We start from the raw sequence: 21,848 nt of genomic DNA, 5'->3' as shown, positions 1-21,848 counted from the left end.
TATAGATTGGTTAAGCGATTACCTAATCTGCCGATGTTCGGTATAGCGCTGAAGTTGCCTTCGAAATACAATGAATCGAAGTGGTATGCACTTGGGCCGGAAGAAAATTATATTGATCGGTCACATGGCGCACGGCTTGGAGTATTCCATCGAAAAGTCAGTGAGCTTTCAAGTCATTATCTTGTTCCGCAAGAGTCAGGAAACCGGACGGGTGTTCGAAGGGTAACCGCTACAGATGCATCCGGAATTGGATTGACTATTTCGGCCGATCCGCTTGCGCCTGACGAATGTATGATATCTCCCTATACCGCACTTGAGCTTGAGAATGCAGCCCACGTATGGGAGCTTCTTCCCAATGTGCATTATACCGTGGTGACAATTGCCGGCAAACAAATGGGGATTGGTGGAAATGATAGCTGGGGGCGCCGGTTCATCAAGAATATCAAATTTCATCAAATGGCGAACCGGAATTTACATTTACATTTTCTAGCGCTATGGCCAGATAAGTGATTTTCGAAACCCCTGTTATATTCTTCCTAACAAATCCCGCTGAGCTTAGTATAATAGATTTATGAGTCTATATTATTGAGATGGGGGCGGCAAGATGAGAATCGTGAATTTGAACCCGAATCCCGGCAGCAAGGCCAGACTGGTCGGCTATTTGCACGATATCGAGAAGGAGAGCATGGGCAACCGCGTCGAGCGGCCTTGCGTGGTGATTTGCCCGGGCGGCGGCTTTGAAATCCTGTCTCCGCGCGAAGCGGATCCGCCGGCCACGGCTTTTTTCGCCAAAGGCTACCATGTCTTTACGTTGTATTATTCCATCCAGGAGGAAGCAAGCGATCTAAGGCCGGTCATGGATATTTCGCTCGCCATCGCAAAAATCAGGGAAAATGCCGCGGCGTGGGGGATCATTCCCCACCAAATCGCCGTTTGCGGATTTTCGGCGGGCGGATACGTTGCGGCCTCATCGGGGACTTTGTGGGACCACGCCAAACTGCGGGAGGCGGCCGGCAGCCAAGACGGACCAGGCCGACCGGACGCCATGGTGCTGTGTTACCCGGTCATTACGGCCGGCGAATTTGCGCACCGGGGGTCCATTGAACGCTTGGGACCCGGCTGGAATGAAGCGGAAAGAGAAGCGGCGTTTTCGCTGGAAAACCATGTCACCGCTTCGACGCCGCCGGCCTTTTTATGGCACACGGTGGAGGACGCCAGCGTGCCGGTGGAGAATTCCATGCGGTTCGCGGCGTCATTGCGGCGTGCCGGCGTGCCGTTCGAATGCCATCTTTACCAGCAGGGCGTACACGGCATGTCGATGTGTACCATGGAGGTAAACAGCCGGGACGACCATTTGGCCACCTGGTTTCCGCTTTGCCTGGAGTGGCTGAGCCGGCAGTTTGCATTTGAATACTGAACGTAAGCCGTACGGCAAATAGCGGCCGTCCCTCCTTCCCGGAAGGGACGGCCGCTATTTCTATCTGGACCGGGACGAGTTGCAGTTCTTCCGGTACTCCGACGGGGGCATTCCCGTAACGCGTTTATAGGCGTTGCTGAAATTGGCCAGGTCGGAGTAACCGGCCTTGTCGGCGATTTCGGAGATGCGCAGCGTCGTGTGGGCCAGCAATTGCTTGGCCCGCTCCATGCGCCGCTCCAGCACGTAGTCGATGAAGTTCACCTTCATCTGCTGTTTGAACAGTTGGCTTAAATAAGAAGGATTCAAATGGACCTTGGCCGCCACCTCCTGAAGGGAAACGTCTCCGGGAAGGACGGAGTCGATATAGCGAACGGCCTGCCGGATCGGAGAAGCCTGCTCTTCCTCTTCCATAGCGGTGGAAGCCTTGGCCTCGGGGGCCGGCGCACCCGCCAGGCGGTCCAAGATCGTCTGCAGGCATCGGCTGATATCGTCGACTTCCACCGGCTTTAACAAGTAATCCGCGACCTGCGCGCGTAAAGCAAACTGCAGGTAAGGAAAATCGTCGTACCCGCTGATCATGACCACTTCCGGCGGGTTCTCCCGTTCCCGGAGCGACTTGACCAAGGCGATCCCGTCCATTACGGGCATTTTGACGTCGGTCATCACGATGTCCGCGCGATGGCCCGCCAGCCATTCCAGCGCCTCCCGCCCGTTGGCGCATTCTTTGACCACTTGGCAGGGGCGGCCGCTGCGTTCGATCACCTTGCGCAAAGCGGTTCGTACCCAACGCTCGTCATCCACTAGCAAAATGCTAGACATGCCGGATTCCCCCCTCATCACGAGTAACGCTTAACCCCTTCCATTGAAAACCGCACCCGGATCCTGCCGCAGCGGGAGCCCCAGGGTGACGCGGGTGCCATGACCCGATTCGCTGGTAATCGTGATGCCGTAGGCGTCGCCAAACAGGTGGACGATTCTCCGATGCACGTTTTGAAGGCCGATGTGCGCGCCGTCATGCTCCGAATCCGCATTCCCGAGACGGCTGCGGATCTGCCGGAGCCGTTCCTCGGACATGCCGGCCCCGGTGTCATCCACGATGACGGACCAGGCCTTCCCGCCGCCCTCCTCCTCTGCGGTAATGCGAATCCGGCTTTTGCCGCTGCCTTGCTCAAACCCGTGCACGATGCAATTTTCGATGAGGGGCTGGAGCGAAAACTTGGCCATCGTCCGATCAAGGAAGCGTTCCGGGACGACGAATTCATACTCCAGCCGCTCTTCGAACCGGAACTTTTGAATGCGGAGATAGGTTTCGCAGATTTCCAGTTCTTCCCCCAAGGTAACGCAGGGGGAGGGATTCCGCAAACTGTAACGCAGCAGGCGGGCCAGGGCGGAGGCCATATCCGAAATGTCGTCCATGCCTTGGGCTAACGCCATGCCGCGCATCGTTTCCAGGGCGTTGTACAGGAAATGGGGATTAATCTGCGCATGGAGCACCTTGAGCTCCATTTCTTTTTGCTGGAGCGTCATCTCCGTTTCCCTCAACCGGGAGACGTAAATTTGCTCCAGCAGCTCGCCCAGATTTTTTACCATTTTATTAAATCCGTGGGTAAGCATGCCAAGTTCGTCTTTGGAGGCTACTGCCGCCGTTTTCGAAAAATCGCCCATTTCCACGCGTTTCATCAACCGCTGCAATTGACGGACCGGCTTGATGATGCTGGAGGCCAGCCCGATGCCGAGGCCGTAGGCCAGGCCTAAAGTGACGAGGATCGAGATGGTAATCGTTCTGCCGATATAACCGGTGCCTGCCATCAATTCGCGGTAGGACACCGACGTGACCAACGTCCAGCCCAGAAACGGAGAATGGCTGAAGGTGAGAAAATTCCGCCCTCTGCCGGAGGAGAGAATCGAGCCGCTTTCGAGCTGCCGCATCCGGTCCGCACCGTCCAGGTCGGCCTCGCTGCCGAGCAGCGACAGATCGGGATGGTAGACGTAGTGATCCTGGGCATCCAGGATAAACATGTAGCCGGTTTGGCCGATGGTCACAAGGTCGGCGATTTCCTGAAAGCGCTTGTAATTCACGTCGATCACCAGCATTCCGATCGGTTCCAGCGTGCTTGGACTGACCAATCTTTTGACAATGGAAATGACTGGCTCGTCGTGGTCGGACCAACGAATGACCCGGCTGACGAGCATCGGTTCCCCATTGGCCGGGGCCGATCTAAACCAGTATTCGTCCATCAGGGGGGCCAGCGGCTCCACGCTGTCGTCCCCCCGCAGATCGAGGATCAGGATGTCGCCCAAAAACACGCTGATATTCGAAATATCCGAACGGGAAAAGGCGGAATACCGCAGCAACTGCATCACCGGCTCGCGGATGCCGGATTGTTCGACCTCCTCCAGGCTGTTCATTTTCACCAGCTTTCCCATACCGGGATCGTTGATGATTTTCAGGGCCGTGATCTCGATGTCCCGGACGTAATATTCGACGTGGGATTTGACCTGCTCGATGATTTGCAGGCTGTATTGCCTGGCTTCATGCTGCAGCACGCCGGACGAGCGTTGATACGAGATCCAGCCGACGATCAGCATCGGAATGATAACCAGAATGGCCGAAAAGACCAGCAGCCTCAGGCTGAGCGGACGATCCCTCAAAAAAACGGTTTGCATGAATCGGTGTCGTGCGTGGCTCCAGAACATGGCGGCAGCTCCCTTTGCGTGCAGTACGCTGCATTTTTAGAGCCATTATAGCACCTGGACCCGGAGCGTCCGCATCGGTCCCAGCTCCTAAAGTGTCCTCGATCACCGAGGCGGCAGCAATCATGAGGATCGCTTATTCCGCTTTGGCTTTATCGATCGCTTCCAGGACTTCCCGGTATTCGGAGCGGTATTGTTCGATCATCGGCTTTACGGCATCCTGCCATGGCTTCAGGTCGGTAACCTCCGTGACGGTCACGCCCGCCGCCCTGACCTTGTCTTCGGCTTCCTTCTCGAACTTCTTCCATTCCTCGCGCTGATAGGCGATCGATTCCGTCGCGGCTTCCCGGATCGCCTGCTTATCCTGGTCGGACAGCTTATCCCAGGTCACCTTGCTGACCATCAGCACCTCCGGTACGCGCTGGTGGCCGTCGACGATGAAGTTTTTGGCCTGCTCGTAATGTTTGGAGGTATAGTAGCTGGGCCAATTATTCTCCGCTCCGTCGATCACGCCGGTTTGCAGCGAATTGAACACGTCGCCGTAAGGCATCGGCGTGGCGCTGGCGCCCAAAGCTTCCATCAGGTCGATGTTCACTTTGTTTTGAATGACGCGAATCTTCATGCCTTTCAGGTCCCCGATGCTTTTGACCGGTTTGCGGGTGTAGAAGCTGCGCGCCCCGGAGTCGTAATAGGCCAACCCGACGAATTTGGACGAACTCAGGCCATCGAGCATTTGCTGCGCCTCCGGGCCGTTCAGGAAATTCCACTCATGCTCTTCGCTTTCGAAAATATAAGGCAAGCTGAATACGCCAAACGCTTTATTGAATTCGGCGAGCGGACCGGTGCTGACGCGGGTGAATTCGATCGCGCCCAGTTGGACCTGCTCGATGACGGCTTTCTCTTCGCCGAGTTGGGCGGAGGGGAACACTTCGATTTTGATGCGCCCGTCCGTTTTTTGATTGACGAGCTCGGCGAATTTCTTGTCCCCCAGCGTGGTCGGGTAATCGGCGGGATGGGACTCCGCCAACCGGAACATATAGGTTGGTTGTTTCTTCGCTCCGTCGGCCGACGAGTCCGGGTTATTGGCGCCGGCATTGCCGCTGCCTGCACCGCAGCCGGAGAGAAGCGTCATGGCAGCGAACAGCGCTGCAAGGATTCCTGCGAGGGGCCTGATTTTTGTCATGGACATTCATTCCTTTCCAAATGGGTTGAAACTTATGGCGCTCCGCCGACCATATGGGGCAGCCAAAGCGATAACTGCGGGATGTAAGTGACCAGCAGCAGGGCGACGCACATCGCAAAGAAAAAGGGCCAGGAAGCTTTGGTGGCTTGGCTTACCGGAACCTTGCCCAAGGCGCAGCCGATGAACAACACGGTTCCGACCGGCGGGGTGATCAGTCCGATTCCGCAATTGAGGATCAGGATGATCCCGAAATGGATCGGGTCGATGCCCAGCGCCGTCGCGACGGGCAGCAGGATCGGCGTCATGATCAGGATCATGGGCGCCATGTCCATCGGGAAGCCGATCAGCAGCAGGAGCAGGTTGATCATGAACAAAATGACGTAAGGGTTATCCGAAACGCCGAGGAACAGATCGGTCAGCAGGGCGGGCACCTGCAAATAGGCGAGAATCCACCCGAACGCGTCGCTGGCGGCGATCAGGAACAGCACCATCGCCACCGTGCGGAACGTTCTTTTGAGCACCAGGCCGACCCGGCGGAGCGGGACGTCTTTATAAACAAAGAAGGTAAGGATAAAGGCGTATACGCAGGCGATCGCGCCGGCTTCCGTGGCCGTGAACCAACCGCTGGAGATGCCGCCCAAAATGATGACGCCCGTCATTAAGGACAGGAACCCGTCGCGGACGATTTTCGGCACCTGCGACCAGGTTACGGGCTCGCCCTTTGGGTAATTGCGCTTGACGGCGATGACATAGGAGATGACCATGAGCGTGAACATCAGCAGCAGTCCGGGTACGATCCCGCCGAGGAACAAGCTGGATACGGATACGCCCCCGGCGGCCACCGAAAAGAGCACCAAATTATGGCTGGGCGGAAAAATCACGCCTTGAATGGAAGCGGACGTCGTAACCGCTACAGCGTAGTCGGCGTCGTAATTTTTCTTCTTCATGGCCGGGATCAGCACGGAACCGATCGAGGAGACATCGGCGGCGGCGGAACCGGAGATGTTTCCGAAGAACATGCACGCCACGCAGTTGACGAGCGCCAATCCGCCCCGGACGGCGCCGACCAGCAGTTGCGCCAGGTTCACCAGCCGAACCGCCATACCGCCCGCGCTCATGATTTGCCCGGCCAGGATGAAGAAGGGGATCGCCAGCAGCGGAAAAGAATGGATGCCTTGGATCATGCGCTGCCCCACGACGACCCACGGCAGGTCCAAATAAATGAGCGTAATCAGCGTCGAGCCGGCGAGCGTAATGGAAATCGGAAACCGCAACAGCAGCAATACGACGAAAGAGATGGCGAGGATCAGGACGGCGGTCGAATCCGTCATGGGTTCGGCACCTCCTCGTCGATGTTTTCGTACCGGATCGTCTCAATGCCGATCAATTGCAACAACGTGTACACGCAGATCATGACTCCCGTAATCGGCATGACCAAATAGAGAACGCCGTTCGGCAGCTTGGTCGCCGGCAGGGTGGACTCGTTCATCAAAACGGTAAACTGCCAGCCGTTCACGACGAGATAAAGGCCAAAGGCGAAGACGCAAACCCAAATGATTTTATCCAGCGCCCGGTTGAATCGTTTGGGGAACAGATTGGTGAAGCTGTCCATCGCCAAATGAAGCTTTTCGCGAAAACCGATGGCAATGCCCATAAAAGAAAACCAAACCATCAAGAGGAGCGTCACTTCTTCCGACCAGAAGAACACGAAATTGAACAACTTGCGGGTGACGACCTGGATCGCCACGATGATAACCATGGAAGCGATTGCGAGCAAAGCGAAGTGTTCGAATAACGAATCGATGGCCAAGGCGATTCGCTTCAGCGTCTTCATTACGGTCTGCCTCCTTTCTTTGGATGAATGTAAGGGCTTTCAGGTTTTTAGTGTATAGGAAAATGAAGGAATTGGTAATCCCTCTGTTTTTAGGTCTTTTTGTGATTTTTTTAGAACAACGGGGGAAAAGGTGGTGTCGACGGCGGCAAGCCGCTATCATGAGGGGGATGATAAGTTCAGGGAAGGGGATGCGAAATGAGCGCGCCAAACGATGCATGGGAAGCGGCGGAACCGGGCGTTAAGCGGAAAATCTTTGCCCCCGGCGAATCGCTTATGATGATGGAGGTCCATTTCGAAGCGGGTGCCGAAGGCGCTATGCACAGCCATGACCACGAGCAGTTCACTTACTGCCTGGAGGGGGAGCTGGAGTTTACCGTAGACGGGAAGAAAACCGTCCTGTCGGCGGGCGAAACCCTCGCGATCCCAAGCCGCGCGGTGCATGGCTGCCGGGCGCTGAGGCCCAGCAGGCTGCTCGATGGGTTTACGCCGCTGCGCCTCGATTTACTGGGCCGCGAATCGACCGGCGGCTAGGAGAAGGCCCGCTCCCGCCGTAGCTTCAGCACGAACGTGCTGCCTGCGTCCGAGCTGCCGTCCAGCACGAGGTCGCCGCCTTGGGCGCGGGCGAGCAAGCGGCTGAAGGTCAAGCCGAGCCCCGGCCCGCGCACTTTTCTTTTCTTGGCTTCCCCGCGACAGTATTGCTCGAAAACCTGCGGCTGCTCCTCCGACGGAATGCCGCCGCCGTTGTCTTGGACCAGGATATCGATGATTCTTCGAAGTAACTCTTCTTCATTTATCTCGCATGATAGGGTGGCCCAATTTACGCACGCAAGGACCTCAATTTCCCAGCAATGTGGGAGATGAGGTCCCTCGTTTCATAATCTAACGCTTGCCACAGAGCTTAAGTAAGCCAAAATCATCGTTTTGCGATTTTAACGCTTATCACAGTGCTTATCATCATTTCTTTGAACGAATTCAAGAGATTTCGTTGAAATAAAGTGGCTCAGCGTCGTTAGAATTTCTAAAGCGTCGGATTCGCCATAATAGCGCTTCTCATCAGCGTCAGAGTCAATCCATCCGCCATTTCCTATTTTTTGATCCTTCAACTTAATGCGGTCGGACGAGTGCTCTGTGTTTAGATGGCAAAAGACACGCCCGTAAGCTCTTCGCTTAAGGACCACAGGCGGCGGGCTGATGACTCATCGACGGCCCAAGGGAATACGCCGCCGCTCACGCCTGGCTCCTCGATCCGATCCCGCGGGATGAGGGGAGCGATGTCCGCATTTTGGCAATACACGCCTCCCTTGCCGTCAAGCTGCGGGCTAACCGCGCACCAGACCTGGGTGGCCGCTCCTTCCGGCACGGATTTCTGTTCCTCGGTCATTTCGGAGAACGCGCGGCGCCCCTCGGCATCCAGCGCGCCCATCGCTTGCATTTCCTCGTCGGAGAGGTGCCGGGACAAATCGGTGACGATCGACCCGGGATGAACCGAAAATGCGCGTACGCTGTAAGCACGCCCTCGTTTATCCAGCTCCAGGGCGAACAGGGCGTTTGCGGTTTTGGATTGCCCGTAGGCCTCCCACTTGTCGTAGGGGCGATGCCGATAATTCGGATCCTCGAAGTTTACGTTGCCCAAACGATGCCCGCCGGAGGAAACGGAAACGACCCGTGCGCCGTTCGCCCGTTTCAAGGCCGGCCACAACCGGGCGGCGAGCTGAAAATGGCCCAAATGATTGGTGGAAAACTGCAGCTCGTACCCTCTGCCGTCGCGCCGCTCCGGGCTGGCCATAATCCCCGCGCTGTTGATCAGGAGGTGCAGAGGGCGTTCCGATTCCAAAAATCTGCGGGCCAACCCGTCGATGGAGTCCGGGTCGGACAAGTCGAGCCGCTCCAATTCCGCCCCGGGAATGGATGCGACTGCCTGCCGGGCCTTTTCCGGCGTGCGTGCCGGGATAACGACCTGCGCGCCGGCGTTCGCCAGCACCCGGGCCGTTTCCAGGCCCAGGCCGGAGTAGCCTCCGGTGACGATAGCGACCTTTCCGCGCAAATCGGCGCCGCGAACGATTTCCTCCGCGGTCGTTCGCGGGCCGTACCCGGAGGGAAGCGGCCGCTGCGGGGTAAGCTCCGTGCTGAAAGACGAATTCAACTTGATCTCCTCCTTTTATTTTCCGTCCTTGATTTCTTGAAAATGCTTCAGCTTGTATTCGATGATCCGAAGCGTCTCCGCTAATTCGGCAATCTGCCGTTCGACGGTTTGCCGGTGTTCGTCCAGCAAATCATAACAGCGCGCCTCGTCCTGTTCGTCGTAACGTTGGACGTATTCGCGGATTTTTTTCAGCGGCATATGGGTTCGCTTGAGGTGCGACAGGAAACGGATCTTGCCGATATCCACGCTCGTATACATCCGCTGCCCGCCGCCGCCCCGATCGGGGGAGACGACGAGTCCGATCTTCTCGTAGAAGCGCAGCGTATCCGCGGTAAGCCCGGTTTGTTCCGCGACTTCGGAAATAGTGTAGGTTCGTTGTTGACCTTCGTCCATGAAAGCCTCCTTTCTTGCGGCATCGAAGGCCGCAGCATCAACAATAATGGTTAGAGTATACTCCAAGTCAAGCCTCTATGCCTCGAGGATGCTCGAAAAGACAAAGAACCCTTGAAGAAGGGTTCTTTGCGCGGACGATCCGTCCGGGGATGCACTTGAAAAGCGACAAATGCTGAATTACACTTTAGAGGTCAAGCGATCAAGCCAATCGCGGTAACGCGTCGGCGCGATCTGTGCCCCGCCGCCATCCGGGACGAGGGAAGCGTCGTTCAATAGAGCTCCGAAATAACGTGCGGAGCCGTCGGCGACGACTTGGCGGGCATCCCCTTGGGCCTCCAAATATTGCCGAACGAACTCGTCCAGCCCGAAGCGCTCCGGACCGGCCAAGTCGACCGTAGCATGATGAGGCGCCGCAAGCGCGTAATCGGCCAAAGCAGAGGAGACGTCGGCCGCCGCGATAGGTTGCACGGCGGCAGGGGACAAGCGAACGGTTTCGCCGTCCGTCGACGTATAAGCTATGCCCTCGGCAAATTCGAAAAATTGCGTAGCGCGTACGATGGTATAGGGAACGCCCGAAGCGCGGATCAAATTTTCCTGGGCCAGCTTCGCCCGAAAATAATAATTATCCGGGAGCCGGTCCGTACCGACGATCGACAGCGCCAAGTGATGCTGCACGCCCGCAGCGGCTTCGGCTTCGAGAAGATTCCGGGTGGTCGTTTCAAAAAAGTTCAGCACGGCTTGTGCTTCAAAGGAAGGGGAGTTGGTCACGTCAACGACGGCCTGGGCGCCGGTAAGGGCTGCGTCCAGTCCCTCCCGGGTCAAAGCGTTGATTCCCAGGGAGGGCGATGCCGCCACTACCTCATGTCCCGACTCGCGCAAGCGATTCACGAGTCCTTTTCCGATAAGCCCGCTACCGCCGACAACTACGATTTTCATCATGTTTCCTCCTCATAATCAGCCCGTAGGCAGGGCTGTGATTGATTTGATTTGCCCGAAGGCATGTCGTCCGACATCCATACAACGAGGCAGGGGAGATTTCTGTGACATTCGCAGCGCGAAAAACTTTTTGCGCCTCTCCTTCCGCGCATTCCAAGGAGGAAACGACCCGATGCATGAAGAGTTGTACAAGCAATATCGCCGGCTGTTATTTCATCTCGCTTATCAATTGACGGGATCGGTAAGCGACGCCGAGGACGTCGTGCAGGACGTCTTCCTGAAGACGTTCGAGACGCCGCTTTCGAACATCGCCGAACCCAAAGCCTATCTTTGCAAAATGGTTACGAACCGTTGCAAGGATCTGCACAAGTCGGCTCGCAAGCAACGGGAGGAATATTACGGTGAATGGTTGCCGGAGCCTTTGGCCGATGCCTATGACGAAGCAATGGAAACGGAAACGTCGGTCGTCCGGAATGAGCTGTTATCGTACGCCATGCTCGTCCTGCTGGAGCGGTTGACGATTACGGAGAGGACCGTTTTCGTCTTGCGGGAAGCCCTTGGCTTCGACTATGGCGAAATCGCCGGGATCGTGGGCAAAACCGAAACGAACTGCCGCAAGCTGTTCAGCCGCGCGAGCGCCAAATTAAAGCCCGCTTCCGAAGAAGAGGCAGCTCCCGCAGGAGACGGCTCGCAATGGGCGCACGGATTCATGGCGGCCCTGAAGGAAGGCAACATGGAGCAAATTTTATCCCTGCTGGACAAAGAAGTCGTGCTCGTCGCGGATGGGGGCGGCAAAGTACGCGCCATTCCGCGTCCGATCGGAACGCGCGAGCTCGTGGCCCGATTCCTGCTTGGGCCGGTGCGCCAAGCGGCCAAGGTCGACGGGGAAGTGGTCCTGGCATGGCGGCAGATCAACGGGCAGCCGGCCATCGTTATGCGCACGGAGGAAGGCGTGCACACCGTAGGTTTGGTTCATGCGGAGGGAAACGTCATCCGCAGCATCTATATCATAAGAAACCCCGACAAGCTGAAGCATGTTGGCGCATAACGCCTCCGGGATTCCCCGGGGGGCACCTTCAGGCGTCGCGCCCGCCAAAAAGCAGAAACGGAGCAGGTATACCCTGCGGCCGTTTCTGCTTTTTATTTGCAATATGACGGCCGCGGTTATAGAGCCGTTTTGCACTTGAAATGCTGCACGAAATACAACAATCGGAGCGAGGCCCTGGCGATTTCCTGTCCTCCTGCTCCCAACGTTGAAGTCAGCCCCGGAAAGGACGCCGTCAGGCGTTTTTCTTATCTTCATCATAAAGATAAGCCCAAAAACGGAGAACTGTCCCTTGCCCGAAAAAATGGTCGCCTGCGCATCCCGGAATTCCCTTCCGAAACATGGGCAGATGTACGCAAAATGACGAAGTGTACCTATCCGAAGGCGCGGCGGATTTCTTATACTCATCGCGAAGGAAACGCTATCAATAGTGCCGGCAGGCCAAGGCGGAGGCCCATAGAATCGGTCGCATGACCGAGTCGATCAACCGATTTGAAAGCGTTAACAACATAAGGATCAGTCAACCGAATCAAGAGCTTTCAACCCGGATTTCGCAGCAGGCTTGATGCATGATGCACCCGCAATCGGCGAGGTGCGGAGGCGGCACGGAAAGGGGGAGGCCGAGGAAACGGAATATTCTCTTCTTTGGAGCACGGAACGATGCAAGAAATTGGATGCATAAGACGGTTGCGCAAATGAAGGAGCACCTATACCTACTAAAGGAGATGAATTGATGATCCGCTTGTTGAAGAAAACGATCGTTTGCATGTTGGCCGCGGCGATCGCGCTCGTGCCAAACGCTTTTGTCGGCCCGAATGGCCCTGTGGCCAAGGCAGCCGACAACGGGCTCGCCATGAAGCCGTATATGGGCTGGAGCAGCTACAGCTTGCAGGTATATGACGGTCCGGAAGGAAACTGGACCTCGGAAGAGAAGCTGAAGATGATTTCGGACGCGATGCATGAGAAGCTGCAGGCGCACGGTTATGAATACATCAACATCGATGCGGGCTGGAACGGGAGCATGGATGAATATGGCCGGCCTATTCCCAGCACGACGCTGTATCCGAACGGGTTTGAAAATTTGGTGGACTATATCCATAACAACGGGCAAAAGGTCGGGATCTACCTGATTCCCGGGTTGTCCAAACAGGCTTACGAGCAAAATCTGCCGATCTACGGCACGGAGTACCATATGCGGGATATCGCCGCCCAACCGCTGAGGCAAGCGGATTATTGGGACATCGACTACAAAATCGATTTCTCCAAGCCGGGGGCGCAGGAGTATATCAACTCGATCGCGGATCTCATCGCCTCCTGGGGCGTCGATTTCGTCAAGTTCGACAGCGTAACGCCGGGCTCCGGCCATAACGATCTGTCGATCGACGCGCGGGACGACGTCAAGGCGTGGTACACCGCGTTATCCAAGCACGGCATTTGGCTGGAGCTGTCCTGGGCGCTTGATCACAATTACGTGGACTATTGGAAAAAATACGCCAACGGCTGGCGCGTCAACTGGGACGTAGAAGCCTACGACCGCAATATCGGGATGACGCAATGGGCGAACATCGCCCGATTGTTCCCGGATGCCGCTTTGTGGTGGCGCGACGCCGGACCCGGCGGCTGGAACGACTTCGATTCCCTGAATGTCGGCAACGGACAAACGTCCGGCTTGACCCGGGACGAACGTCAAACGGCGACGACGCTGTGGGCGATCGCTTCCGCGCAGTTCTACACCGGCGACGACTTGACGAACCTCGACAGCTACGGGCTGGAACTGCTGACCAACGACGAGGTTATCGCGGTCAACCAGGCAGGCCGTCCGGCGCATCCGGTGTCGATGGCCACCAATCAACAGGTCTGGTATGCCAACAACGGGGACGGCACGTATACCGTCGCGTTGTTCAACCTGGGCAGCAAAGGTTCCGCGATGGACGTCAAATGGAGCGATATCGGCCTGGACGGGGCGGCCTCCGTTCGCGATTTGTGGAGCCATACCGAGCTGGGGAATTTTGCGACCGGCATGGACGACATTCATTTGGAGCCGCATGCTTCCCGCCTGTTTAAAGTAACGGCGAACAACGGTACCTCCAAGGTCAACGACGACGATACCGGCGTCAAATACACTGGAACCTGGACCCGCAACGGCGGGAAGGAATTGGTGAAAGACGTCCAGGACCTGAACGTTTCGATCATTGATTCCGGCACGGCGCAAGGGATGGAGGCGGATGCCGACCCGAGCGTCGTCGTGAACGAATCCGGCGGGGCAGAAGCGTCGGTAACGACGCAGCCGATGACGACGGCGGATGCTTCCGAACACTTTGTGCTGATCAACGACAACCATCCGTCGGTCACTTACGATACTTACGGAAGCGGCGGCAGCTGGGGGTACAGCTCGGAAAGAAATCCGGCGTGGAACGACTATATGGGCGATGTCCATTACGGCGAAAAAGGCGAGGTGCGGTTCGATTATACGTTTACGGGCACCGGCGTTGATTTTCTGACCGAAACGGCCGACTCCGGCGGCGATATCGACATTTACCTCGATGACGAATTCCAGCAGACCGTAAGCGGCAATGATCCGGTACAGCAGGGGCAGGTTCCGGTTTACGGCGTTCGAGGGTTGCCGTTCGGCGAGCATACGATCTCCGGCGTGATGAAGGGGGGAAGTTACCTCATCGTCGACGGCTTTAAAGTTTACGCCGACCGTCTGCTTAGCGAGACGACCGCCGGCTTTGAGACCACGAACCCGCAAGACGTGACGGTTTCGCTGCCATTGGGCGGCGATACGTTAACCGGCATCGCCAACGGTACGGAGGCACTGGCGAAAAACACCGATTACACGGTTTCCGGAAATGACGTCACGATCAAGAAAGAATATCTGGCCCGGCAGCAGCCCGGTCCGCTTGCGCTGACGTTCGGTTTTGCGGGCGGAGATACGCAAACGCTGACGGTGGACATCACCGGCCCGGTCATTTCAAACAGCACGATCAGTCCCAAAGAAGCCGAGTTTGATCAGAAAGAAACGGCTCAAGCCGACGTATCGACCACAATGACGCTAAACGGCAATACGCTGACCCGTATCATGAACGGAACGACGGAGTTGGTCGAAGGAACGGACTATACGGTGGAAGGGGACGTCGTACGTTTTCCTAAGTCGTATTTGGCCCAGCAGCCGCCGGGCACGACCGAGCTGACGTTCAACTTCAGCGCGGGCTTGCCGCAAACGTTGAAGATCGACATCGGCAATAGCTCCGGCCGCTTCCTGATGATCAACAACAACGATTCCGGCATTCGTTACACCGGGTCATGGAACCGGAGTACCGGCCGCAACTTCGGCGATTATCAGGATGACGTGCATTTTGCCGAAACGAACGGCGATTTCCTGGAATATACCTTCAAGGGCACCGGGATCCAATACATCACGGAGATCGACCCATCGCAAGGGGAGGTTGACGTGTATCTGGACGGCGACTTCATGGAAACCGTCGATACTCATGCCGATGCGCGCCAGCCGATGCAAGCGGTATACAGCGTTTTGGGTTTGTCCGATAGCTTGCATACGCTGAAGCTGGTGAAAAAATCGGGCCGCTTCATGCTGCTCGATGCGCTGAAGGTGCAAATCCCCGACTTGATCGACGTATCCGAAGCGGAGTTTGACAAGAATCCGTCCGCCCAAGCCGATATTACGGTGCAAGTGCTGAGCGGCATCGGCAACCTGGGCGGCATCATGAACGGCGGGATCCCGCTGATGGAGGGCACCGATTATACCGTATCCGGCAATGAAGTGACAATCAAGAAGGAATACCTGGCCGCCCGACCGACGGGCAGCTTGAAACTGACCTTCAACATCAGGGGCGACTATTCCGATGACGTGCACTTTACGGAAACCGACGGAGACTTCTTCGAGTACACATTCAAGGGAACCGGCATCGATTTGCGGATGCCGACCAGCCCGGCCCAGGGAGAAATGGACGTCTATATCGACGGGCAGCTGAAGGGCGCCGCGGATGCATACGCCTCGTCCCGCAGCGCTCAGCAAAACCTGTTCAGCATCTCGAATCTGCCAGCCGGGACGCATACGATCAAAGTGGTGAAAACTTCAGGCGACCTGATGCTGGCGGATCAACTGATTTACCATGTAGCAACCGGCCCGACGACGCCAACGACGCCAACGAACCCGGAGAATCCGTCAACGCCGTCGTCTCCGCCGGGACCTTCCGCGCCTTCAGGCAATACGCCAAGCTCGGAAGTGATCCGCGATCCGGCGAATCCGTTTCCCGTGAATATCGTCCGGACGACCCAAGCCGACGGAACGAAGCGGGATGAAGTGAAGCTGTCGGCCGCCGAGGCTCAGGCGGCCGTCGACAAGCTGGCGGCCGAAGGCAAAATGCAACTGACCGTCACGATCCCAGATAGCAAGAAGGAAGTCACGGTCACGAAGCTCTCCTTGGCTCGGGATTTCATTCAGTTGCTCGCCGGGCGTGGGCTCGATTTGAACATTCAAACCGCATTCGGGGAAATAACGATTCCTGCTGCCTCTTTAGCAGGCGCCTCCGGCGATCTGACGCTGACGCTAACTCCGGTCAAAGCGGCGGCCCAAAGCAAGGAGATCGAAGACCGTGCCAAGCAGGCCCAGGCGGTCCTTGCGGCGACCGGCGGCCAAGACGTCACGTTGATCGGCCGTCCGGTGATGATCGATACCGAGCTGCAGAACCGGGAGGTGACGCTTGTCCTGCCGATCGACGGTGCGACGCTTAACGACGCGGATTTGTCCCGCCTGGGCGTTTATGTCGAACACTCCGACGGGACGACCGAATACTTGAAGGGCGAGATCACGACGTTCGGGGCCGGAAAAGGGCTGAAGTTCAACGTCGACCATTTCAGCACCTTTGCCTTGGTAAAATCCGCCGGAGCTCTTGCCGCAACTCACCAAGCCTATATCAGCGGTTATCCGGGCGGCTTGTTTAAGCCGGAGAACCGCATTACCCGCGCGGAGATGGCGGCGATTTTGTCCAAAGCCGCAACCGTGGCGGAAACGGTCGAGGCCAAGGCCTACGGCGATGTTCCGGCGGGTTATTGGGCAGAAGGCGCGATCGCCAAAGTGACCCGGATGGGCTTGATGCAGGGCTACGCCGACGGCGGCTTCAAACCGGGTCAGCCGGTCACGCGGGCCGAAATGGCGGCCATCGCCGCCAAGTTCATGAAGCCCGCGGCCGGAGAGGGCGCAGGCTACGCCGACATCGCCGGCAATTGGGCGGAGGACGCGATCCGGTCCGCGCAAGCTGCGGGGGTCATGGGCGGTTATGCCGACGGCACCTTCCGCCCGGCGGGCCTGTTGACGCGAGCTGAAGCGGTAACCGTCATCAACCGGGCGCTTGGTCGCGGACCGCTGTACGGCAGCGATAGCGAAATGCAGATGTGGAGCGACGTCCCTTCCGCGCATTGGGCATTCCGCGACATTGCCGAAGCGTCGGTCGACCATGCCTCCGAGCCGTTAGCGGACGATGGCGAGCCGTTGGGCAAATAACGCAGTAAACCGGGGCCGTTTCTTGCAAGCGATAAGCTTGCGGGAGACGGCTCTTTTTTTTGCGAATCGCCGGATTATCGAGCAAAGAGGTGATGGATTGTGCTGGAAGCTGGAAGGACAAGCGTTATTATTACGAATCCTAGAAAACTTCTTGAAAATAACAAAGGAATCGACAAAAACTTACAAGTTTTGTCGAGCTCCAAAAATGGCAAAGTCATGACAAAATGGATAATTTATTGTGCAATAACAATTAACCGTTATAATCTAGTTGACTGGAAGAATAAGTGTTTAATTGAAATTTCAAGAATTAACATCGATTCGTATTTAATTTTATTTAACAATCTTTAGCTGGAGTTAAGATACGATTGCGGATCGGAGGTGATGGCGCATCGCAAGCAACCCATAACAGCAGTGACTTGGACATAATCATCCCAGCCCATTTATGGAAAGGATAGTGAAAACATGCACAAGTTACGGTTTCACCCCGTTGCGATTGTCGGATACGGGTGCATTTTTCCACCGGACGGATATGATGTGGAGCGGTTTTGGACGAACGTGATGACCGGGAAACCGGGCATTCGGACAACCCCCGCAGAGCGTTGGAAGTGGGAAACCTATTACGACGAGGATCGAACCGCCGAAGACAAAACCTACTGCAGGCTGGGGGGAACGATTGAGCAATACGCGTTTCCCCGCAATCAACACCGCTTTTCCCCGCAGGAATTGGACAAGCTGAGCCGAACGCAGCTGATGCTGCTGGACAGCATCCTGCAAGCCATGGCGATGACAAGGGTCCAAGGCGAGAGGTACCCAAATAACGCCACCGGCCTATTTGTCGGCAACATGCTCGGAGACGAGGCCTTTTCCGATTATTCCATCAACCTCAGAGCCAAGGAATTTGCTCATTATCTTGAACATCATCCCGCCTATGCACAGCTTTCCGGCAACGCCAAAGAACTGATTCGCGGGCATTTCCGCCGCAAGGTCGACGAATCGTTCACCTCGCTGAATGAAAACAACACCGAAAGCATCATGTACAGCGCCTTGGGCAAATCGGTACGCAATTTGCTCGGCATCCAAGGCCCCTCGATCATCGTCGACTCCGCCTGCTCCGCAGGGGTATTGGTCATTGACGAAGCGATCAAGCATCTCCAGGAGAAGAAATTGAAGACCTGCGTGACCTCCGCGGTTCTCGGCAACATGAACATCACGGGCAACGTCGCTTTTGCCAAAATCGGCGGATTGTCGCCGACCCACTCCAGCCCGTTGGACCATAAGGCGAACGGGCTGATCCCCGGGGAGGGCGCAGGCACGATTATTTTGAAAAGATTGGATGACGCGCTTGCGGAGGGCGATCCGATTTACGCGGTTATTCGCGGCGTAGGCGCGGCCAGCGACGGCAAAGGCAAATCGATCTATGCGCCAAGCTCGCTCGGCCAGTTGGCCGCCATGAAGAAGTCGTTCGAAAGAGCCGGGCTCCGGCCGAAGGATATCGACTATATCGAAACCCATGCCACCGCCACGCTGGTCGGGGACAAAGTCGAGCTGAACACGCTCAAAATGCTGTTCGAAGAAGAGGGTCTCCCTGAAAACACGGTCGCGCTCGGATCGGTCAAATCCCAGATCGGACACAGCTTCTCCGCCGCGGGCATGGCCAATCTGATCAAGGTCATCGAAGGGATGAGGCATCAAGTGCTGCCGCCCACCCATCATTTTGAACGGATGCCGGAGGAAATCCGCCTGGAGGAGACGCCTTTCTACGTGAACACGGAAGCCAAGCCATGGCCGGTGCGGGCAGCGGGCGAACCGAAGCGGGCGTCCGTCAACGCCTTTGGGTTCGGGGGCATCAACGCCAGTGTGGTGGTGGAGGAATATCTGGAGCCGTATCACCGGAAGCTGGCGGACGAACTGGGCCAAGGCGAGACCGTGCACGCCGTTCCGGAGGTTGCCGTCGTTGGCGTAGGCGTCGTGGACGGCCGGGGATCCGGCAAGGACGTATGGTGGGAACGCGCCGGCGAGCCGTTCGTAAGCCGCACCGGTTATCCGGAAAACCGCTGGAATCCCGAAGTCAACGATATTTTCGGCGGTGACGGCGTTGAGGCCAGCTTCGTGGAACAGCTCGGTTTTCCCAGCATCAAATTCAAAATTCCGCCGATCATCCTGCCCGAAATCGATAAAGGGCAGCAAATGGCCTTGATGGCCGCCGGAGAAGCGATTGCCGATTACGGGCAGGACAAGCTGACGCCGGCGAAGACGGGCATCTACGTCGGCGCGATGTTGGGCCTGGAGTCTTCGGTGATGGCCGATTTGCGCATCCGGTTCGTCGAATATATCGAAATGCTCAAACAGATCCCCGAGTTTGCCGAGCTGCCGGAAGAAGTCAAGGCAACGTTAATCCGTGACATCACCGCGCGGTTCAGGAGCTACATCCCGAAGGTCGGCGAGGATACGCTGCCCGGTTACATGGACAATATCATCGCGGGCCGGATCGCCAATTTCTTTAACGTCAACGGTCCGAACGTCGTCGTCGACTCCGACACGACCTCGTTTATGAGCGCTTTGGAGCAAGGCGTGCTGAGCTTGTCCTCCGGCGAGAACGACACGGCGATCGTCGGGGGCGTGCATGCCAACATGACACCGGAATTTCTGGAGTTTTTCCGCATGATCCAGGGCGTATTCCAGGATAACTGCCCGAAATGCCACACCGGCTTGGACGAGTTCGTGCCGGCGGAAGGCTCGGTCTTCTTCGTCCTGAAAAAAGCGAGCGACGTTCAGCCCGGCGAGAAGGTCTATGCGCGTATCAAGGGCATTCTGGGCGAAGCCGATAGGGGGCAATTGGCCGTTTACGGCACGGCGGAAGCCGCCCCTGTCGAAGCGCTCCCCAGCTATTCGCTGTGCTGCAACAGCTTCAGCAACGACGCCGGCCGGCACCAGTTTTATTTCGGCGCCCATGGCGGATTCCTGATGCTGAAGGCGGTTCTCGCCTTGCATCATCGCGATATTTCGCGGCTGGACCCAGCCCCGGGCTTCGGCGGCCCAAGCGAGCGCAAACGTCTCACCGGCGTTTACTCGCATTCGATCATGGGAGGAGATTATACGCTGATGCTGGACGAAGCCGATAACGATGTCCGCCTGGTGTTGGGCGTCAGCCCGGAGGAACGGCTTGCGGGAACCGATGGGCCGATGGCGGTCCGGGATCCTGTTTTGACCGAGCTTGTCTCCGGCGTGCGGACTTTCTATGCAGGCGAAGACGAGGTGGAGCGTTTGTTGGGCAAAATCGGCCGGATGCTGGACGCGGAGGACCTTCGCTCCGATGCGCCCGAGGAAGCCGCCGCCCGCCGGTACAGGGTAGCCGTGGTGTACAAATCGGACGAAGAGCTGACGCGAAAGCTGAAGGCGCTGCGGTGAAGCGCCGGCGACCATCCAAATAGACGGACAAAGGAAAGGGGTATTTATATATGCTGAAATCCGCACCCGTACCTACGGGATATGCCGAAGATTTTTCCTCGTTTTTAGCGCCGATCAAGGAGGGAAAACGGCAGGATCTTTACGTCTTCGAGCCGCCGTTTGAAGGGCCGCAGGCCGGGAATACGCTGTACCAAGGCAACAAAGTCATCATGCTGACCTCCAACAATTACCTGGGTTTATCCACGCATCCGGAGATCATCCGGGCGATGAAGGACGCTCTGGATATCTATGGCTCGGGAACCTGCGGGGCCCGGCTGCATAACGGAACGACGCTGCTGCATAAGCGGTTGGAGGAGCGGGTGGCCGAATATTTTCATACCGAGGATGCCGTCGTGGTCAGCGCCGGGTACATGGCCAATTTGGCGGCCATGACGTCCCTCGCCTCGGACGAGAAGTCGGTGATCATTACCGATCAGCTGAACCATATGAGCATCGTGGACGGCATGGAAATGGCCAAGGGGCAGGTGAGGATTTTCGAACACAACAACATGGAGAAGCTCGATTACATATTGCGGAGAAGCGACGGCTTCAAGAAGAAGCTGATCGTGGTTGACGGCGTCTATTCGATGGACGGGGACCTGGCGAAGCTGGACGAAATCGTGGAGTTGGCCGAACGCCACGGCGCAAGCGTGATGGTCGACGAAGCGCACTCCCTCGGCTTTTTCGGCGAGACCGGGCGAGGCGTGTCCGAGCATTTCGGGGTGGAGCACAAGGTGCACATCAAGATGGCCACGTTCAGCAAATCGGTTGCCGGCGTCGGCGGATGCATCGCTTCCGACCGGGACACCTGCGATTACATCAAGCATGTTTCGCACCAGTATATTTTCAACGCCAGCCTGCCTCCGTCCATCGTCGCCGGGGTGCTGAAGGCCATGGATTTGATGGAAAAGGAGACGTGGAGAAGGGAGAAGCTCTGGCACAACACGCTGCGTTTCCGCCGAGGATTGATGGAGCTCGGGTACGACATCCTGGACAGCCTGTCGCCGGTCATTCCGATCTTTATCGGCGATGACCTGACCACGATGCAAATGACCAAGAGATTGCTCGCGGAGGGGGTCTACATCGCCACCGCCATTTTCCCCGCCGTTCCGATGAACAAAGCCCGATTCCGGTCCACGATCACGGCTTCCTTAAGCGAAGAGGATATCGATATCGCCTTGGACAAGCTTGAAAAATGCGGCAAAGCCTTCGGCATTATTTAAAGGAGA

15 protein-coding genes and 1 pseudogene are annotated in these 21,848 nt (G+C 57.0%); 7 read left to right on the top strand and 9 right to left on the bottom strand.

The window, feature by feature from the left end:
* Positions 1 to 506: pseudogene (locus ACQ4N8_RS17195) on the top strand (beta-galactosidase); the annotation flags it as partial.
* Positions 507 to 604: 98 nt separating this feature from the next.
* The gene (locus tag ACQ4N8_RS17190) at positions 605 to 1,417 is read left to right on the top strand and encodes an alpha/beta hydrolase (RefSeq protein WP_430705579.1); all 813 of its coding nucleotides are present in this window, start codon (positions 605 to 607) and stop codon (positions 1,415 to 1,417) included.
* Between the two features lie 60 nt (positions 1,418 to 1,477).
* Here ACQ4N8_RS17190 and ACQ4N8_RS17185 read toward each other — a convergent pair whose 3' ends face one another.
* The 5 genes from ACQ4N8_RS17185 to ACQ4N8_RS17165 all read right to left on the bottom strand — a co-directional run bounded on the left by ACQ4N8_RS17185 (position 1,478) and on the right by ACQ4N8_RS17165 (position 7,128).
* On the bottom strand, positions 1,478 to 2,236 hold the full coding sequence (locus ACQ4N8_RS17185; RefSeq protein WP_430705578.1) for a response regulator transcription factor: 759 nt from the start codon (positions 2,234 to 2,236) through the stop codon (positions 1,478 to 1,480).
* Between the two features lie 30 nt (positions 2,237 to 2,266).
* Entirely contained in the window at positions 2,267 to 4,114 is a 1,848-nt protein-coding gene (locus tag ACQ4N8_RS17180) for a sensor histidine kinase (protein ID WP_430705577.1), read from the bottom strand.
* 133 nt (positions 4,115 to 4,247) lie between these two features.
* Entirely contained in the window at positions 4,248 to 5,294 is a 1,047-nt protein-coding gene (locus tag ACQ4N8_RS17175) for a TRAP transporter substrate-binding protein (protein WP_430705576.1), read from the bottom strand.
* Between the two features lie 32 nt (positions 5,295 to 5,326).
* Positions 5,327 to 6,625, bottom strand: a complete 1,299-nt coding sequence (locus ACQ4N8_RS17170; RefSeq protein ID WP_430705575.1) for a TRAP transporter large permease — start codon at positions 6,623 to 6,625, stop codon at positions 5,327 to 5,329.
* Positions 6,622 to 7,128 (bottom strand): TRAP transporter small permease, encoded by a 507-nt coding sequence (locus tag ACQ4N8_RS17165; protein WP_430705574.1) that lies wholly within the window; start codon positions 7,126 to 7,128, stop codon positions 6,622 to 6,624. Before ACQ4N8_RS17165 ends, ACQ4N8_RS17170 begins: the two co-directional genes overlap by 4 nt.
* Before the next feature lie 195 nt (positions 7,129 to 7,323).
* On the opposite strand from ACQ4N8_RS17165, the gene ACQ4N8_RS17160 reads away from it, so the two are divergent.
* Positions 7,324 to 7,659: a cupin domain-containing protein gene (locus ACQ4N8_RS17160; protein ID WP_430705573.1), complete on the top strand. Its 336-nt coding sequence runs from the start codon at positions 7,324 to 7,326 to the stop codon at positions 7,657 to 7,659.
* On the opposite strand, the gene ACQ4N8_RS17155 is transcribed toward ACQ4N8_RS17160, so the two are convergent.
* From ACQ4N8_RS17155 to ACQ4N8_RS17140, 4 genes are all read right to left on the bottom strand, one after another.
* Positions 7,656 to 7,886, bottom strand: a complete 231-nt coding sequence (locus ACQ4N8_RS17155) for an ATP-binding protein (protein WP_430705601.1) — start codon at positions 7,884 to 7,886, stop codon at positions 7,656 to 7,658. The genes ACQ4N8_RS17160 and ACQ4N8_RS17155 overlap by 4 nt on opposite strands.
* Before the next feature lie 374 nt (positions 7,887 to 8,260).
* The gene (locus ACQ4N8_RS17150) at positions 8,261 to 9,271 is read right to left on the bottom strand and encodes an oxidoreductase (RefSeq protein WP_430705572.1); all 1,011 of its coding nucleotides are present in this window, start codon (positions 9,269 to 9,271) and stop codon (positions 8,261 to 8,263) included.
* A gap of 15 nt (positions 9,272 to 9,286) precedes the next feature.
* Positions 9,287 to 9,664 carry a MerR family transcriptional regulator gene (locus tag ACQ4N8_RS17145; protein WP_430705571.1) on the bottom strand — a complete coding sequence of 126 codons (378 nt, stop codon included), beginning with the start codon at positions 9,662 to 9,664 and terminating at the stop codon, positions 9,287 to 9,289.
* A gap of 177 nt (positions 9,665 to 9,841) precedes the next feature.
* The gene (locus tag ACQ4N8_RS17140; RefSeq protein ID WP_430705570.1) at positions 9,842 to 10,600 is read right to left on the bottom strand and encodes an SDR family oxidoreductase; all 759 of its coding nucleotides are present in this window, start codon (positions 10,598 to 10,600) and stop codon (positions 9,842 to 9,844) included.
* 172 nt (positions 10,601 to 10,772) lie between these two features.
* On the opposite strand from ACQ4N8_RS17140, the gene sigJ reads away from it, so the two are divergent.
* The 4 genes from sigJ to ACQ4N8_RS17120 all read left to right on the top strand — a co-directional run bounded on the left by sigJ (position 10,773) and on the right by ACQ4N8_RS17120 (position 21,842).
* Positions 10,773 to 11,648 carry an RNA polymerase sigma factor SigJ gene (sigJ, locus tag ACQ4N8_RS17135; protein WP_430705569.1) on the top strand — a complete coding sequence of 292 codons (876 nt, stop codon included), beginning with the start codon at positions 10,773 to 10,775 and terminating at the stop codon, positions 11,646 to 11,648.
* A 730-nt stretch (positions 11,649 to 12,378) separates the two neighbouring features.
* A complete protein-coding gene (locus ACQ4N8_RS17130) occupies positions 12,379 to 17,172 on the top strand; it encodes a X2-like carbohydrate binding domain-containing protein (RefSeq protein ID WP_430705568.1) in 4,794 nt (1,597 codons plus the stop codon).
* A gap of 462 nt (positions 17,173 to 17,634) precedes the next feature.
* Positions 17,635 to 20,580 carry a beta-ketoacyl synthase N-terminal-like domain-containing protein gene (locus ACQ4N8_RS17125; protein WP_430705567.1) on the top strand — a complete coding sequence of 982 codons (2,946 nt, stop codon included), beginning with the start codon at positions 17,635 to 17,637 and terminating at the stop codon, positions 20,578 to 20,580.
* A 50-nt stretch (positions 20,581 to 20,630) separates the two neighbouring features.
* Positions 20,631 to 21,842: an aminotransferase class I/II-fold pyridoxal phosphate-dependent enzyme gene (locus ACQ4N8_RS17120; RefSeq protein ID WP_430705566.1), complete on the top strand. Its 1,212-nt coding sequence runs from the start codon at positions 20,631 to 20,633 to the stop codon at positions 21,840 to 21,842.
* Positions 21,843 to 21,848 lie beyond the last annotated feature (6 nt).

The sequence above is a fragment of the Paenibacillus macerans genome (assembly GCF_050565405.1).
GTDB lineage: Bacteria > Bacillota > Bacilli > Paenibacillales > Paenibacillaceae > Fontibacillus > Fontibacillus macerans_B.
The sequence above is the reverse complement of the archived record's forward strand: the minus strand, read 5'-3'. Positions and strand labels throughout refer to the sequence as shown.